The sequence below is a fragment of the Solwaraspora sp. WMMB335 genome (genome assembly GCF_049179075.1).
Classification (GTDB): domain Bacteria; phylum Actinomycetota; class Actinomycetes; order Mycobacteriales; family Micromonosporaceae; genus Micromonospora_E.
Genome location: NZ_JBMHMF010000001.1, coordinates 6,829,685 through 6,843,870 on the forward strand (window position 1 = coordinate 6,829,685; position 14,186 = coordinate 6,843,870).

The following is a 14,186-nucleotide window of genomic DNA, read 5'->3' on the forward strand; positions in this document are numbered from 1 at the left end:
GCGTGACGAACCCACCGACCACGCCGGTGAATCCGAGCAGGATGGCCACCCCCCGATCCACCGGAAGCACGGACGGGAAGACGAACAGGACGAAGCCGGTGACGATGGCGAGGACCCCGAACACCGCCGCCGGCGACAACTGGGGCAGCGGTGGAGGTGGCGGCGGGGTGTAGCCCTCCTCCGGCTCGTCGGGAAGGTGCGCACCGAACGTGTCCAGCCCGTCCAGAAGCGACGGTTCGTCGCCGCGTCGGCCGACCGAGATGTCGGTGAATCCCACCGCCCACGGCAGCGGTGCCGCCGGGCCGGCCTCCGTCGCGTCGGGCTCCGGGGCACCGGGACGCGCGGCCGGACCCGGCCCGTGCCCGGCTTCGGCCGCCGGCCCACCGCCCGCCGGCCCGCTGGCGGAGTGCCGGTGCCCGCTCGCCTTCCCACCGTCCGGGCCGTCCGGGTCGGCCGTCGGATCATCGCCGCCACCGCCACCGCCACCGCCACCGCCACCGCCACCGCCACCGTCGGCCGTGCCGGTGCCGTCCGGACGCGAAGCGGCCAGCGCGGTCCCTGCCGTGGCATCCGGTCCCGGGTTCGTGCCGGCCGCCGGCAGGTTCTCCGCCGCAGGCCAGGGCAGCGCCGTCGGATCGACCGGGTGGTGGTAGGTCGCGATGATGCCGGCCCAGGCGGCATCGACGTCGGCATCCGGGACGCCGTGGGCGGCGGCGTCGGCCGGCCCGGCGTCGGATCCGGAACCACCGGTCCTGGCCGGGCCGGTGGCCGGTGCGTCGCCACCGTGCGGATCCCGGCCGCCGGCCGTCGGGTTGTCCTCGGCGAGCTGCAGCAGGTAGCCGCGGGCGGTATCGAGATGAGCGCGGTCGACGAAGAGCCGGTCGGTCGGCCGGGCCGGTACGGTCGTGGTGCGGGTCACCGGGTTGATGTCGGACGACGGCTGCAGGTAGGCGGCGATTCCCCCGGCGGCCAGCACATCCAACAGATGCTCGCCGACCCGCGGGTCGACATCGCCGGCAACGGCGTACTCGGATGCGTCGAGGCCGTTGTCCCGCCGCCCCCGGCGCGCGCCACCCGCAGACACCGAACCCTCTCCTCACCGGCCGCCCGTCGCGTCCTGTCCCGCCGGCGTGCCCCCGGCCGGGGCGTGCCGTGCCATTGAATCGTGACACGCCGGGCCATGGTTGCGGGAGTGCGTTGTGGCGTGCCGTACCCGCTCCGTAGGCTCAGGCTGCTCACCGCATCGCGCTCGCCGGCCGCGTGGTGGCAGGTGGTGGACGGCACCGGTACCAGGCATCGGGCCAGGCAACGGGCGGACGCCCGGCGCGGCGGAAGGACATCGGTGCTCTACTGGTTACTCAAGTACGTGATCCTCGGTCCCTGGCTCCGGCTGGTCTTTCGCCCGCAGGTCGAGGGCCTGGGACAGGTGCCCCGGACCGGACCCGTGGTCATCGCCGGTAACCACATCTCGTTCTTCGATCCGGTGTTCATGCCGCTGATGGTCCCGCGAAAGGTGATCTTCGTCGCCAAATCAGAGTATTTCACCGGCCGCGGCGTCACCGGATGGCTGGTCCGGTTGTTCTTCGTCGCTGTCGGCACCGTCCCCGTCGACCGCTCCGGTGGCCGGGCCGCCCAGGCGGCGATCGAGACCCAGGTGCGACTGCTCAGCCAGGGCAGGGTCACCGGGATCTACCCGGAAGGCACCCGTTCGCCGGACGGGCGGCTCTACCGTGGCAAGACCGGGGTCGCGAGGATCGCCCTGCGTAGCGGGGCACCGGTGGTCCCGGTCGTGATGCTCGATGCCGATCAGCTGCGTCCGCCGGGCGTACGCCTGATGCGGATGCGTCCGGTGCGGATCCGGTTCGGCCCCGCGTTGGACTTCTCCCGCTACGCCGGACGGGCCGGCGACCCGCGCGCCGAGCGGGCGGTCACCGACGAGATCATGCTGCGGTTGCACCAGCTCTCCGGCCGGGAGTACGTGGACGTCTACGCACACACCGTCAAGTCCGCCCCCCACCTGCGGTGACCCGCGGGCAGCGTCAGGAGGCGAGCGTGGGCGACCAGCCGACACCGCTGGCCGCGACGCTGCCCAGCCGCAGCAGTCCCGGCGCCTTGTTACGCAGCGCGAATCGCTGTACCTCGGTCAGGGTCGTGGTGGCCGGGACCTCCCGCTCACCGGCGTCGCGCAACGCGCCGGCGGCCAGCGCAAGCGCCAGCATCCGGTCGGTGGTGGCGTCGATCGCGGCGAACCCGGCCGCCGCCGCGGTGAAGAATTCCTCGGCCCGGCGCAGGTCGCCGTCGGCCCCGGCTACCGCTGCCGTCACCGTCTGCAACGCGGCCTCTGCCCAGGGCGTCCGGTGCTGCACCCGGTCGAGCATCGAGCGGACCCGGACGGCTGCCTCCCGGCCAATGACCGCCGCGGCGAACGAGGCCGCCGCGATCCATTCGCCGCTGGCCAGCGCCGGCACCGCCGACCAGGACCGGTCCAACTCCTCGAGCAGCGCGGTAGCCTCGGCCGTGCGGCCCTGCAGGGCCCGGCACAACGCGCCCAGGCCGAGGCTGTTCCAGTACGGCCGGCGGAAGCCACTGTCTCGTGCTGCGCGCACCGCCTCGTCGACGTCGTCGACCGCGCCGGTGCCGGCCGCCGGGACCGGCTCGCCACGCAGCACCCGAAGGCACGACCGCAGCCCACGGACCTGGATGTCCCACTGCCCGCTCGGCGTTTCGACGAAGGCATCCGCGGCGGCCAGGAAGGCGGCGAAGTCGCCGGCGAAGTAGGCGCGCATCGCGTCGCCCGAGTAGCCGGTGCTCAGGTTGGAACCGGGTGCCGCCCCGGCCATCAACTGCGCGGCGGCGGACCAGTCGCCCTCCTCGCACAAGGCGTACGACAGGTTCTGCAGCGCCCGGGGCAGCGCCAGCAGCTTCTGCTCCCGGCAGGTCGTCGTCACCGCCCGCAGCTCGTCCAGCCCGGTCCGCTCACCGGACTGGTAGCGGGCCATCGCCTCGGTGATCCGCGCGTTGACCAGGGTCTCGACCAGTCCGAGCCGCTCGGCGATCATCGCGGCGGCACCGGCGGCGGCGATCGCCGGATCGCGTTCCAGGTTGAGCATGTGTAGCCGGCCCAGCTCGGCGTACGCGTCGGCCTTCTCATCGCTGTCGGCCAGCGCGTCGAACAGCTCCACCGCCCGGTCCAGACAGCGCAGCGCCTCGTCCCGGTCGGTGTGCAGCCAGGCCGCCCGACCGAGCAGCGTCCAGGCTCGGGCCGCGTAGCCCTGATCGCCCGCGGTGGACAGCTGACCGGCCAGCGACTGCAGCCGGTCGGTACCGCCGGTGGCGAGGAATCCGCGGCCGTCGAGCAGGAACGCGATCTCCGCGTCGAGCAGCTCCAGCTGCAGCCGGTCGAGCAACTCGTGCGGGCCGTCCGGAGAGATCAGCCCGAGCGCCCGCCGCACGTGCCCGGCCGCGACGTCCAGGGCGTGCAGCGCGTACGCCCGGCGGGCGGCGCGGTGCAGCGCGTCGCGGGCATCGACCGCGTACCGGCCGGTGTCCAGGCTCAGCGTGTGGGCGATCTCGTGGGCCGCCCACCGGTGGTGGGCCAGCACCTCGGCAAGGTCGGTGTCCCGGTCGCCGGCCAGGGTGTCCAGCCAGTCGGCGGTGCGCGCGTGCTGGGCGACCCGCTCGCTGCGCGGCAGCCGCTGGTAGCACACGTCGCGGACGAGTACGTGCTGGAAGCGGAACTCCGGCTGCTGCGCCATGGCCGAACTCGTCTGTTCGTGGACGAAGTCGCGCTGTTCCAGCCGGCGTAGCGACCGGTCGACCAGCTCCACCGGCTGGCCCAGGGCGGCGGCCACCGCCCCGGGCCAGAACTGCACGCCGACCACGGCGGCGGACAGCAGCACCGCGCGGTCGCTCGGATCCAGCAGGTCGACCCGGTTGGCGATCACCGCGTGCACGTTGTCCGGGATCGGCAGCCGGCTGCCGTGGTCGAGGGTCCAGCCGCGTCCGCTGCGGCGCAGCGAGCCCTGCTCGATCAGCATCCGGACGTACTCGTGGGCGTACAGCGGGTTGCCGTCGGCGACCTCGACCAGCGGACCGAGCAGGTCGGCGGAGAATGGCGTGGCGCCGAACATATGGGCGTACAGGGTGGCCACGGCGCTGTCGCGCAGCGGCGGCAGGCTGACGGTCAGCGCGCCGGGCGTGGTGCCGGCCCAGCCCGGGTCGCGGGTGGCCAACTCCGGCCGGGCGGTGCACAGCAGCAGCAGCGGCACCTGCCGGGCGCCGGCACCGAGCAGCTCGACGAAGCGCAGCATCGCCTCGTCCGCCCAGTGCAGATCCTCGAAGACCAGCACGGTGGGCTGGCGGGCCGCCAGCGCGAGAAGGAACCGTCGCCAGGCCGATTCGGTCTCCTCGGCCGGCAGGTTGCGGTGCGGCAACCCGACCAGCGGGCGCAGTGCGGTGATCAGCCGGTCGGCCGTGGCCGGTGCGACCAGGGCACGGACCGCTGTGCCGAGACGCTGCTCGGCGACGGTCGCCAGGTCGGTGTCCAGGATGCCGGCCTCGGCCTTGACGATGTCGGCGAGCGCGGCGAACGTGACGTTCTGGCCGAACGGTGGACACCGGCCGGTGCGCCAGGTGACCGGCTGGTCGATCATCCGCTCGGCGTGCCGGGCCAGTTCGCGTACCAGCCGGCTCTTGCCGATGCCGGCCTGGCCGAGCACGGTCAGCATCTGCGGCCGTTGGTCCCGGATACACCGGTAGAGAGCGTTGACCAGCAACCCGAGCTCATGTTCGCGGTCGATCAGCGGGGTCGCGTCGTCCTGCCGGTCGGTGGCCGGGCGCAGCGGTGCCAGCGCGAGCCACACCTCGGTCGGCGACGACCGCCCACGCAGGGTGACCGCCGGCCGGGCGTCGTAGTCGATCGCCTCTTTGGTCAGCGCGTACGTGTTGCCGCACACCAGCACCCCCTCCGGCGGTGCAACGGACTGCATCCGGGAGGCGGTGTTGACCACGTCGCCGGCCAGGAACGCCTGGCCGCCGTCGCGGGCCGCGCCGGTGTCCACCAACGCCTCGCCGGTGGCGACCCCGATCCGGAACCGCAGCCCTTCACCGGCGTTGCCGGTGAAGTCCGCCAGCGCCCGGCGCAGCTCCAGCCCGGCCCGCACGCAGCGCAGCGCGTCGTTCTCGGTGGCGACCGGGGCGCCGAACAGTGCCATCACCGCGTCGCCGATGTACTTCTCCACCACCCCGCCGTACTGCCCGACGACCCGGCGCACAACGGAAAAGAACGTGGTCTGCATCCGGCGGACCTGCTCCGGATCGACCCGCTCCACGTACGGCGTGAAGTTGATCAGGTCGATGAACAGGACGCTGACCCGGCGCCGGTCCTCCTGGCTCGGCTCCACGCCGCGCCGTGTGCTCTGTGGCTGGCCGCAGGAGGTGCAGAAGCTCGCGTCGGCGGGCAGCGGCCGGTCGCAGTGGACGCAGACAGGTGTCAGCGCCGTACCGCAGCCGCCGCAGAAGCGGTCGTCATCGGCGGCGGTCCGGCCGCACTTGTCACAGGGAGCAGCGATGCCGGGTCTCCTCGCCCGAGAGTCGAGTCGGATCCTCATCTGGGAACCTACTGTCCCATCTGGTCGGCGGTGCCGGCCAGCGGCTTCTGACCGGGCGTGCCAGCGGGTGTGCCTGTCGGCCGGGGTGACCGGACACGCAGGTCACATTGTGCTCGCCGCCGAGTATCGCGGGTCGCGTCAACTGTCCAAAACCGGGCTGTTGGTTAATGGACAGTCCAACTGCTGGTGGTGGCCGGTTACATTCATCCAGCATGAACCGACCGACATCCGGCTGGCGTCGACCGACATCCAGCGGGATCAGACCGAGCAGGGGAGTCTCAGACATGGTGTACGTCAAGTTGGAGCAGGACTGGACCGACGGTTCGGGCACCAGCTACGCCGCCGGCGACATGGTCGACATCGACGCCGGCACGCTGGCCCAGCTGCAGAAGGAGGGCGTGGTGGCCGAGGACTGGATCGGTCCGACCGGGGAGACCGTCGGCACCAACTGGATCGGCCCGACCAGCACCCATCCGTGATCGCAACCGACTGACGACCGGGCCCGGAGCGCGCGGCGGCTGCGCACCGGGCCCGCCGGTCGCCCGACGGAGGCAGCCGGCGATGCGCGTCAGCGATCGGCCATTCCGGCCCGGCGGCGCAGTGCCGCCACGTCGGTCACCACGATCCGCCGGCCCTCCGTACGCAACCAGCCACGACTGCTGAACGACCCGATCGCCTGGTTGACGCTCTGCCGGGAGCCACCGGCCATCTCGGCGAGCTGGCTCTGGTTGAGCTCGATGGTGATCATCGGGGCCTGGCTCTCGCCGGCCAACCTGACCAGCGTCTTGGCCACCCGGCCCGGCAGGTCCAGGAACACGTGATCGGCGTTCTGCTCGGTCAGGCGGCGGATCAGGGCGCCGAGCGAGCGCATGACCGCGTCGAGGATCCGTGGGTTGGAGTGCACCAGGTCCATGAAGGCGCCCCGGGACAGAGCCAACGCGGTGCAGTCCTCGATAGCCTCGGCCGAGGCCGACCGGGTGGAGGCGTCCAGCAGCGACACCTCCCCGAGTACGTCCGGTGGGCGGACCACCGACAGCACGGCCCGCTCGCCGGTCGGTGCGGTGCGGAAGACCGCCACCGCACCCCGCTTGAGCACGATGAGTGATTCGCCGGGATCGTTCTCGACAAAGAGCAACTGCCCCTTACGGTAGGTACGCGGTACCGCGGCGGCGATGACCCGTTGCCGCACCTCCGGTTCGAGGCCGGCGAACATGTCCACGCCGGTGAGCGCGTCACCCGGCTCCGGCAGGCGCATCTCCACGGTCCATTCCCTCCCCACCAAGGGCACCATCCCACCGGGGGCACCATCGTGTCCGGCCTAGGTACGCCACCCGGCGCGGGCAAACATGAAATAGCCACCGTTCGGACAACGGCGTCAACATCAGATCATGGCTCCCGTGTCGCGTGGTGTACACCCCCACAATCATTTCTGTGACAGTCCTGTGCCCGACAAACCAGCAGGCTAGTGGCCAGATCCACCGGCGGGTGGGGGCCGACACGGGGGCCCGGTGGATCCGGCCGTGGGGAATAAGGTGCCGGCTGGTGCCGATAGCGCGTGCGTCGGCCCAGCCGGCACCCCGATGAGCGTCGATGGTCGGGGTCGGCGAGGATGGTGGTAATGATCCACCGCTACTTCTACGACTGCGAGTTCATCGAGGACGGCCACGTCATCGATCTTGTTTCGATCGGCGTCGTCGACGAGCTCGGCCGTGAGTTCTACGCGGTGTCCACCGAGTTCGACGCGTCCCGGGCGGTGCCCTGGGTTCGTCGCCACGTGCTGGACAAGTTGCCCTCGCCGGCCAACCCCGCGTGGCGCTCCCGCGAGCGCATCCGCGACGAACTGTACGAATTCCTCATCGGGCCGGTACGCGCCGGTTCAGCCGACGAACTGGAGCTGTGGGCCTGGTACGCCGCGTACGACCATGTGGCGCTGGCGCAACTGTGGGGAGCGATGCCCGCGCTGCCCCGGGAGATCCCCCGGTTCACCAAGGACCTGCGACAGCGCTGGGACGACGCCGGCCGCCCGCGCCTGCCGTCAGCCGCCGCGGACCGGCACGACGCCTTGGTCGACGCCCGACACAATCTGGCCCGCTGGCGTGTCATCGACCGGGCGTACCCGCGTTGAGCCCAGGGTCGGCGATCCCCGGGGTCTGCTCGCCCGGCCACCGGCCGGGCCGATACAGTGCGCACTGACGGCCCGCCCCGGGCCGGCAATGATGCCGACGGTCTGACCGGACTTCGTTCCTGGGGCTCCAGTGGGCTTACCGCACACTTCTGGAGGATGAGCGGATCATGCGTATCGGCGTGCTCACCGGTGGGGGCGACTGCCCCGGCCTGAACGCCGTGATCAGGGCGGTGGTGCGCAAAGGCGTCGCCAGCTACGGTCACGAGTTCATCGGCTTCCGCGACGGCTGGCGCGGACCGCTGGAGGGGCTGAGCAAGCCTCTCGGCATCAACGAGGTACGGGGCATCCTGCCTCGGGGGGGCACCATCCTGGGTTCGTCCCGGACCAACCCGTTCAAGATCGACGGCGGCGTCGAGCGGATCAAGGAAAACCTGACCACTCAGGGCGTAGACGCGCTGGTGGCCATCGGCGGCGAGGACACCCTCGGCGTCGCCACCAAGCTGCACGAACTCGGCGTGCAGGTGGTCGGCGTGCCGAAGACCATCGACAACGACCTCGGTGCCACCGACTACACCTTCGGCTTCGACACCGCCGTCAACATCGCGATGGAGGCGATCGACCGGCTGCACACCACTGCCGAGAGCCACCACCGCACCCTGGTCGTCGAGGTGATGGGCCGGCACGCCGGCTGGATCGCGCTGCACGCCGGCCTGGCCGGCGGGGCGAACGTGATCCTGCTGCCCGAGCGCGCGTTCGACGTCGAGCAGGTGGCGACCTATGTCGAGAAGCGCTTCCAGAAGCAGTACGCCCCGATCGTGGTCGTCGCCGAGGGCGCGCACCCGCTGGAGGGCCAGATGGTCCTGCAGAACCAGGAGACCGACTCCTTCGGCCACGTGCGGCTGGGCGGCATCGGCCAGTGGCTGGCCGAGCAGTTGGAGGCCAAGACCGGCAAGGAAGCCCGGACCGTGGTGTTGGGCCACATCCAACGCGGTGGCACGCCCACCGCGTTCGACCGGGTGCTGGCCACCCGGCTCGGTCTGCACGCGATCGACGCTGCCAACGACGGCGACTGGGGCAAGATGGTCGGTATCCGTGGCACCGAGATCGTCCGGGTGCCGCTGATCGAGGCGACCCGCGAGCTCAAGACCGTCCCGTTGGAGCGGTACACCGAGGCCGAGGTGTTCTTCGGTAGTTGATCGTGCATATCGGGCGGGAGCGGGCCGGGACCGGCGGCTCGCGCCCACCGCCCGGTTCTCCCGTACCGCCCCGACCGGAAGAAGGTGACGTACCGATGCCCCCGGGCGCGTACAAGGTAGCGGTGATCGGTGCCGGCAAGATCGGTGAGCTGGTGCTGTCGGGCCTGCTGCGGGCCGGCTGGCCGGCGGCCCAGCTGCTCGCCACCGCCCGTCGGCCGGAGCGGGCCGAGGAGATCGCCGTGCGCTACGGCGTGCCGGTGGTGGACAACCTGGCGGCGGTGGTCGAGGCGGAGGTACTCGCGATCGCGGTCAAGCCGCAGGACGCCGCTACCCTGCTGGACCAGATCGGGCCGAAGGTGCCCACCGACAAGCTCGTCATCTCGCTGTGTGCCGGGCTGCCGACCGAGTTCTTCGCCCGGCGGCTGGCCGAGGGCACACCGGTGATCCGGGTGATGACCAACACTCCGGCCCTGGTCGACCAGGCGATGACCGCGATCTCCGCCGGGCGGCACGCCACCGCCGCGCACCTGGCCCTGGCCGAGGAGATGTTCCAGCCGCTCGGGTCGACGATCCAGGTGCCGGAGACGCAACAGGACGCCGTCACCGCGCTGTCCGGGTCGGGGCCGGCCTACTTCTACCTGCTCGTCGAGGCGATGATCGACGCGGGGATCCTGCTCGGGCTGCCGAGACAGGTGGCGCACGACCTGATCGTGCAGACCGCGATCGGCTCCGCGGTGATGCTGCGCGATTCGGGGGAGCACCCGGTGAAGCTGCGGGAGGCGGTCACCTCGCCGGCCGGGACGACCATCTCCGCCATCCGGGAGCTGGAGAATCACGGCGTCCGGGCGGCCATGCTCGCCGCCCTGGAAGCGGCCCGTGACCGGGCCCGTGAGTTGGCCGCGCACCATAACTGAGGTATTCACTCACGTCCAAGGCTCTTCCGCTTAACGTGTTTGTCTGGCTACTGTTTGCTACATCGGTGGTTGTGGTTGCACCGGCCGGACGGCTGCTGGTCGATGCCCCCGGAACCGCCGTGCGACGTCGCGCCGTACCTTCCCCTGCGGCGGCGTCGAGAGCCGGTCCTGGCTGCCCCCTGCGGCCGGCTGCCCCCGGGCGCGTACCGCCGACGCGCCCAGTGCCGCCGCCGGCGCACGGCGACCGGCGGCGGCCCGGGGCGGATCGTGATGGACCATACTGTCGGACGTGTTCACCCTTGCCCAGGCGCGTCACCTGATGGCCACCCTGCGTCCGCGTGTCGACGAGTTGGTCGTCCTGCGGGCAGACCTGGCCGAACTGCGGGCCGACCTGGCCGGTGGGCTGGACAGCCCGCACGGTGGGCTGGCTGAGGTCAAGGCGCTGGAGGCGCGGATCTACGGGATCCTCGACGAGGTGAACGAGCACGAGATCCAGGTCAAAGGGGTGGCCCCGGTGCTGCTCGACTTCCCGGGCGAGCTCGACGGCCGGCCGGTGCTGTGGTGCTGGCTGGAAGGTGACGGCGAGATCGGCTGGTACCACCGTCTGGAGTGTGGCTTCCCCGGCCGTCGTCGTATCTAGAGATTTCGACATCTTGACGAAGTGGCGAACCTGTGAGTAGCGTCTCAGGCACTTTATGGAAAGTTTCCTAACTAATTGGGAGGCGCTACATGAGAGGACCACTGCGCCGTGCCATGTGGGCCGGCGCGCTGGCCGTGGTGACCGTGGCCGCAGCGGTGCCGGTCACCGCCGCCTTCGGCGCCGGCACCATTTCCGCGACCTTCACCGCGACGTCGGACTGGGGCACCGGGCACGAGGTCAGGGTGACCGTCGCCAACGGCTCCGACGTCGCAGTGAGCACCTGGCGGATCGAGTTCGACCTGCCGGCCGGCACCACGATCAGCAGCTTCTGGGACGCCGACGTCACCCGCAGCGGCAACCACTGGACCGCGGTGAAGAAGAGTTGGGCCGGCAGTCTTGCCCCGGGCGCCTCGTTCAACTGGGGCTACATCGGCGCCGGCGCGTACCGTGCGCCGCAGAACTGCACCATCAACGGGGTGTCCTGCGCCGGCGGCCCGCCGCCGACCACCGCTCCACCCACCACCGCTCCACCCACTACCGCGCCGCCGACCACCGCTCCACCCACCACGCCACCGCCGACCACGCCACCGCCGACCACCCCGCCACCCCCGCCGGGCGGACAGAAGGTGGTCGGGTACTTCACCCAGTGGGGGATCTACGCCCGCAACTACCATGTCCGTAACATCCACACCAGTGGATCAGCGGCGAAGATGACCCACATCCTGTACGCCTTCGGCAACACCACCGGCGGCCGGTGCACCATCGGTGACAGTTACGCCGACTACGAGAAGGCGTACACCGCGGCGGAGAGCGTCGACGGCGTCGCCGACACCTGGGACCAGCCGTTGCGCGGCAACTTCAACCAGTTGCGCAAGCTCAAGCGGATGTACCCGCACCTGAAGGTGATCTGGTCGTTCGGCGGCTGGACCTGGTCCGGCGGGTTCACCCAGGCCGCGCAGAACCCCGCCGCGTTCGCCGACTCCTGCTACAACCTGGTCGAGGATCCACGCTGGGCGGACGTGTTCGACGGCATCGACATCGACTGGGAGTACCCGAACGCCTGCGGCCTGACCTGTGACAGCAGCGGTCCCAACGCGTTCAAGAACGTGATCTCCGCGCTGCGTAGCCGGTTCGGATCCGCCGCCCTGGTCACCGCGGCGATCACCGCCGACGGGAGCAACGGCGGCAAGATCGATGCGGCCGACTACGCCGGGGCCGCCGGCAACCTCAACTGGATCATGCCGATGACCTACGACTACTTCGGCGCGTTCAACGCCCAGGGTCCGACCGCACCGCACTCGCCGCTGACCTCGTATCCGGGCATCCCGCAACAGGGCTTCTGGTCCGACGCGGCCATCCAGAAGCTCAAGAGCAAGGGCATTCCCGCCAGCAAGTTGCTGCTCGGCATCGGCTTCTACGGTCGTGGCTGGTCCGGGGTCACCCAGAGCGCGCCCGGTGGCACCGCGACCGGCCCGGCACCCGGCACCTACGAGCAGGGCATCGAGGACTACAAGGTGCTCAAGAACACCTGCCCGGCCACCGGCACGGTCGGCGGCACCGCCTATGCCAGGTGCGGCAACAACTGGTGGAGTTACGACACGCCGAGCACCATCGGCGGCAAGATGAGCTACGCCCGAGGCCAGGGCCTCGGTGGAGCGTTCTTCTGGGAACTCTCCGGTGACACCGGCAACGGCGAGTTGATCACCGCGATCCGCAACGGCCTCGGCTGATCCGACGCCTCGCCTCGGCTGATCCGTCTGCGGGCGGACCCAGCGCGGTAACCCACCCGACGGTGGTGGGTACGACCGACGGTCGTACCCACCACCGTCAGTTACTTGCGGTTGACGTGCTCCTGGTACGCCTTGACCACCTCGGGGCTGGGGCCGTCCATCCGGATCACGCCGGACTCCAGCCAGATGCTGCGCTCGCAGGTGTCCAGGACCGACTTGTTGTTGTGGCTGACCAGGAAGACCGTACCGGCCTGCTCGCGTAGCTCGCGTACCCGGTCCTCGCTGCGGCGCTGGAACCGCGCGTCACCGGTGGCCAGCGCCTCGTCGATCATCAGTACGTCGTGGGTCTTCGCGGCGGCGATGGAGAACCGCAGCCGGGCCGCCATACCGGAGGAGTACGTGCGCATCGGCAGCGAGGTGAAGTCCTCCCGCTCGTTGATGCCGGAGAACTCCACGATCGAGTCGTACTTCTCCCGGACCTGGGCCGGCGTCATCCCCATCGCCAGGCAGCCGAGCACCACGTTGCGTTCGCCGGTCAGGTCGTTCATCAGCGCCGCGTTGACGCCGAGCAGCGACGGCTGGCCCCGGGTGTAGACCTTGCCCCGACGCGGCGGCAGCAGTCCGGCCACCGCCCGCAGCAGGGTGGACTTGCCCGAACCGTTGCTGCCGACCAGCCCGATCGCCTCGCCCCGGTACGCCACGAAGCTCACTCCACGGATGGCGTGCACCTCGCGGATCGACGGTGCCCGCCTACGGGTGGCTATCCGGCGCAGCGCCGCGACCGGTGAGTTGCGCCCGCCGCCGCCGGTGTGGATCCGGTAGACCACATGGAGGTTGTCGACGATCACGGTAGGCACCCGGCTGTCGGTACCGGTACCGACAGCGGATGCGGCGGCGCCCAGCGGATCAGCCACGGCCGTACTCCTCCTCCGCACGCCAGAAGTAGATGAAGCCCGCGACCCCCATCACCACCGCCCAGCCGAGTGCGGCCGGCCACAGGTAACCGGGCGGGCGGCTGCCCATCGAATCCATCAGCGCGTACCGGACCAGATCGATGTAGACCGCCATCGGATTCAGGTGCAGCACCCCGGCGACCCAACCGGGCAGGTCGGTGGTGAACCGGTCGAGGCTGTAGAACACGCCGGAGGCGTACAGCCAGGTCCGCATGATGAATGGCAGCAACTGGGACAGGTCGCTGGTGCGCGACGCCCACCGGGCCACCGTCATCGCCAGGCCGGTGCTGAACACGGTCTGCAGCGCGAGCGCGGGCAGCAGCAGCAGCCAGCTGAGATCGATGCCCTCGCCGGTGACCAGCATGATCGCCGCCAGCACGGTCATCGACGGGGCGAGCTGCTGCAACTGCACCAGCACCGAGGTCAGCGGCAGGCTGGCCCGAGGGAAGTGCACCGCCCGGATCAGGTTCAGGTTGTCGGAGATCGACCGGGCCGCGGTGGTGACCGTCTGCTGGGTGAAGGTGAAGATGAAGATCCCGGTGCAGAGGTAGCCGATGAAGTTGTCGATGCCGTGGTTGGTGCCCAGCAGCACGCCGAAGACGAGGAAATAGACTCCGGCGTTGGCCAGCGGTGTGATCACCTGCCAGACCTGGCCGAGCCGGGCGTTGGTGTAGGTGGAGATCAACCGCGCGCTGGCGTACGCCCAGATGAAGTGCCGCCGTGACCACAGCTGCCCGAGGTAGGGGAACAGGCCGGGTCGCGCCCCGCTGACCGCCATGCCGTGGCGCGTGGCCAATTCGGCGGCGGTGAGCTCGCGGTCCGGTTCCAGCGTCACGGTCGTGCCGCTGGTCGACTGCTGCATCCGATCCGTCCTTCCGTCAGCCACGGCTGCCGCTCGCGCACACCCGCCACCCCTTTTCCACGGGAATCCGGGAATCCACCCGGATGCTGCCGGCGGCCCGTGGGCATGCGAGCATGCCGGACCGGTAGGCGAGGCACCGCCCCCCGTTGCTCACCTA

At 70.7% G+C, this 14,186-nt stretch carries 11 protein-coding genes and 1 pseudogene; 7 read left to right on the forward strand and 5 right to left on the reverse strand.

Annotated features, from left to right (window positions below):
- Positions 1-598 precede the first annotated feature (598 nt).
- Positions 599-1,084 (reverse strand): annotated as a pseudogene (locus tag ACN27F_RS29475) (hypothetical protein); the annotation flags it as partial.
- 258 nt (positions 1,085-1,342) lie between these two features.
- On the opposite strand from ACN27F_RS29475, the gene ACN27F_RS29480 reads away from it, so the two are divergent.
- Positions 1,343-2,026 (forward strand): lysophospholipid acyltransferase family protein, encoded by a 684-nt coding sequence (locus ACN27F_RS29480; RefSeq protein ID WP_421440535.1) that lies wholly within the window; start codon positions 1,343-1,345, stop codon positions 2,024-2,026.
- Positions 2,027-2,039: 13 nt separating this feature from the next.
- On the opposite strand, the gene ACN27F_RS29485 is transcribed toward ACN27F_RS29480, so the two are convergent.
- Positions 2,040-5,609, reverse strand: a complete 3,570-nt coding sequence (locus ACN27F_RS29485; protein ID WP_421438734.1) for an ATP-binding protein — start codon at positions 5,607-5,609, stop codon at positions 2,040-2,042.
- A 284-nt stretch (positions 5,610-5,893) separates the two neighbouring features.
- On the opposite strand from ACN27F_RS29485, the gene ACN27F_RS29490 reads away from it, so the two are divergent.
- Positions 5,894-6,088, forward strand: coding sequence for a hypothetical protein (locus ACN27F_RS29490; RefSeq protein ID WP_421438735.1), 195 nt, complete (start codon positions 5,894-5,896; stop codon positions 6,086-6,088).
- Positions 6,089-6,177: 89 nt separating this feature from the next.
- Here the strand turns inward: ACN27F_RS29490 and ACN27F_RS29495 are convergent, their stop codons facing one another.
- Positions 6,178-6,870 (reverse strand): Crp/Fnr family transcriptional regulator, encoded by a 693-nt coding sequence (locus ACN27F_RS29495; RefSeq protein ID WP_421438736.1) that lies wholly within the window; start codon positions 6,868-6,870, stop codon positions 6,178-6,180.
- 357 nt (positions 6,871-7,227) lie between these two features.
- On the opposite strand from ACN27F_RS29495, the gene ACN27F_RS29500 reads away from it, so the two are divergent.
- From ACN27F_RS29500 to ACN27F_RS29520, 5 genes are all read left to right on the forward strand, one after another.
- The gene (locus tag ACN27F_RS29500; RefSeq protein ID WP_421438737.1) at positions 7,228-7,734 is read left to right on the forward strand and encodes a polyadenylate-specific 3'-exoribonuclease AS; all 507 of its coding nucleotides are present in this window, start codon (positions 7,228-7,230) and stop codon (positions 7,732-7,734) included.
- A gap of 167 nt (positions 7,735-7,901) precedes the next feature.
- The gene (locus tag ACN27F_RS29505) at positions 7,902-8,930 is read left to right on the forward strand and encodes a 6-phosphofructokinase (protein WP_421438738.1); all 1,029 of its coding nucleotides are present in this window, start codon (positions 7,902-7,904) and stop codon (positions 8,928-8,930) included.
- Positions 8,931-9,025: 95 nt separating this feature from the next.
- A complete protein-coding gene (gene proC / locus ACN27F_RS29510; protein ID WP_421438739.1) occupies positions 9,026-9,844 on the forward strand; it encodes a pyrroline-5-carboxylate reductase in 819 nt (272 codons plus the stop codon).
- Positions 9,845-10,133: 289 nt separating this feature from the next.
- Positions 10,134-10,484 (forward strand): DUF2203 domain-containing protein, encoded by a 351-nt coding sequence (locus ACN27F_RS29515; protein WP_421438740.1) that lies wholly within the window; start codon positions 10,134-10,136, stop codon positions 10,482-10,484.
- Between the two features lie 89 nt (positions 10,485-10,573).
- Complete coding sequence (locus ACN27F_RS29520; protein WP_421438741.1) at positions 10,574-12,214, forward strand: glycosyl hydrolase family 18 protein; 1,641 nt, start codon at positions 10,574-10,576, stop codon at positions 12,212-12,214.
- A gap of 101 nt (positions 12,215-12,315) precedes the next feature.
- On the opposite strand, the gene ACN27F_RS29525 is transcribed toward ACN27F_RS29520, so the two are convergent.
- Positions 12,316-13,128, reverse strand: a complete 813-nt coding sequence (locus ACN27F_RS29525; protein WP_421438742.1) for an ABC transporter ATP-binding protein — start codon at positions 13,126-13,128, stop codon at positions 12,316-12,318.
- Positions 13,121-14,029, reverse strand: a complete 909-nt coding sequence (locus ACN27F_RS29530; RefSeq protein ID WP_421438743.1) for an ABC transporter permease — start codon at positions 14,027-14,029, stop codon at positions 13,121-13,123. The genes ACN27F_RS29525 and ACN27F_RS29530 overlap by 8 nt, the downstream gene beginning before the upstream one ends.
- Positions 14,030-14,186 lie beyond the last annotated feature (157 nt).

What these genes read in the sequence shown, in the direction of transcription:
- ACN27F_RS29505 (WP_421438738.1), top strand. Translation starts at nt 7,902, where the DNA reads ATGCGTATCGGCGTGCTCACCGGTGGGGGCGACTGCCCCGGCCTGAAC.
- ACN27F_RS29530 (WP_421438743.1), bottom strand. Translation starts at nt 14,029, where the DNA reads ATGCAGCAGTCGACCAGCGGCACGACCGTGACGCTGGAACCGGACCGC.
- ACN27F_RS29500 (WP_421438737.1), top strand. Translation starts at nt 7,228, where the DNA reads ATGATCCACCGCTACTTCTACGACTGCGAGTTCATCGAGGACGGCCAC.
- ACN27F_RS29485 (WP_421438734.1), bottom strand. Translation starts at nt 5,609, where the DNA reads ATGAGGATCCGACTCGACTCTCGGGCGAGGAGACCCGGCATCGCTGCT.
- ACN27F_RS29490 (WP_421438735.1), top strand. Translation starts at nt 5,894, where the DNA reads ATGGTGTACGTCAAGTTGGAGCAGGACTGGACCGACGGTTCGGGCACC.
- proC (WP_421438739.1), top strand. Translation starts at nt 9,026, where the DNA reads ATGCCCCCGGGCGCGTACAAGGTAGCGGTGATCGGTGCCGGCAAGATC.
- ACN27F_RS29520 (WP_421438741.1), top strand. Translation starts at nt 10,574, where the DNA reads ATGAGAGGACCACTGCGCCGTGCCATGTGGGCCGGCGCGCTGGCCGTG.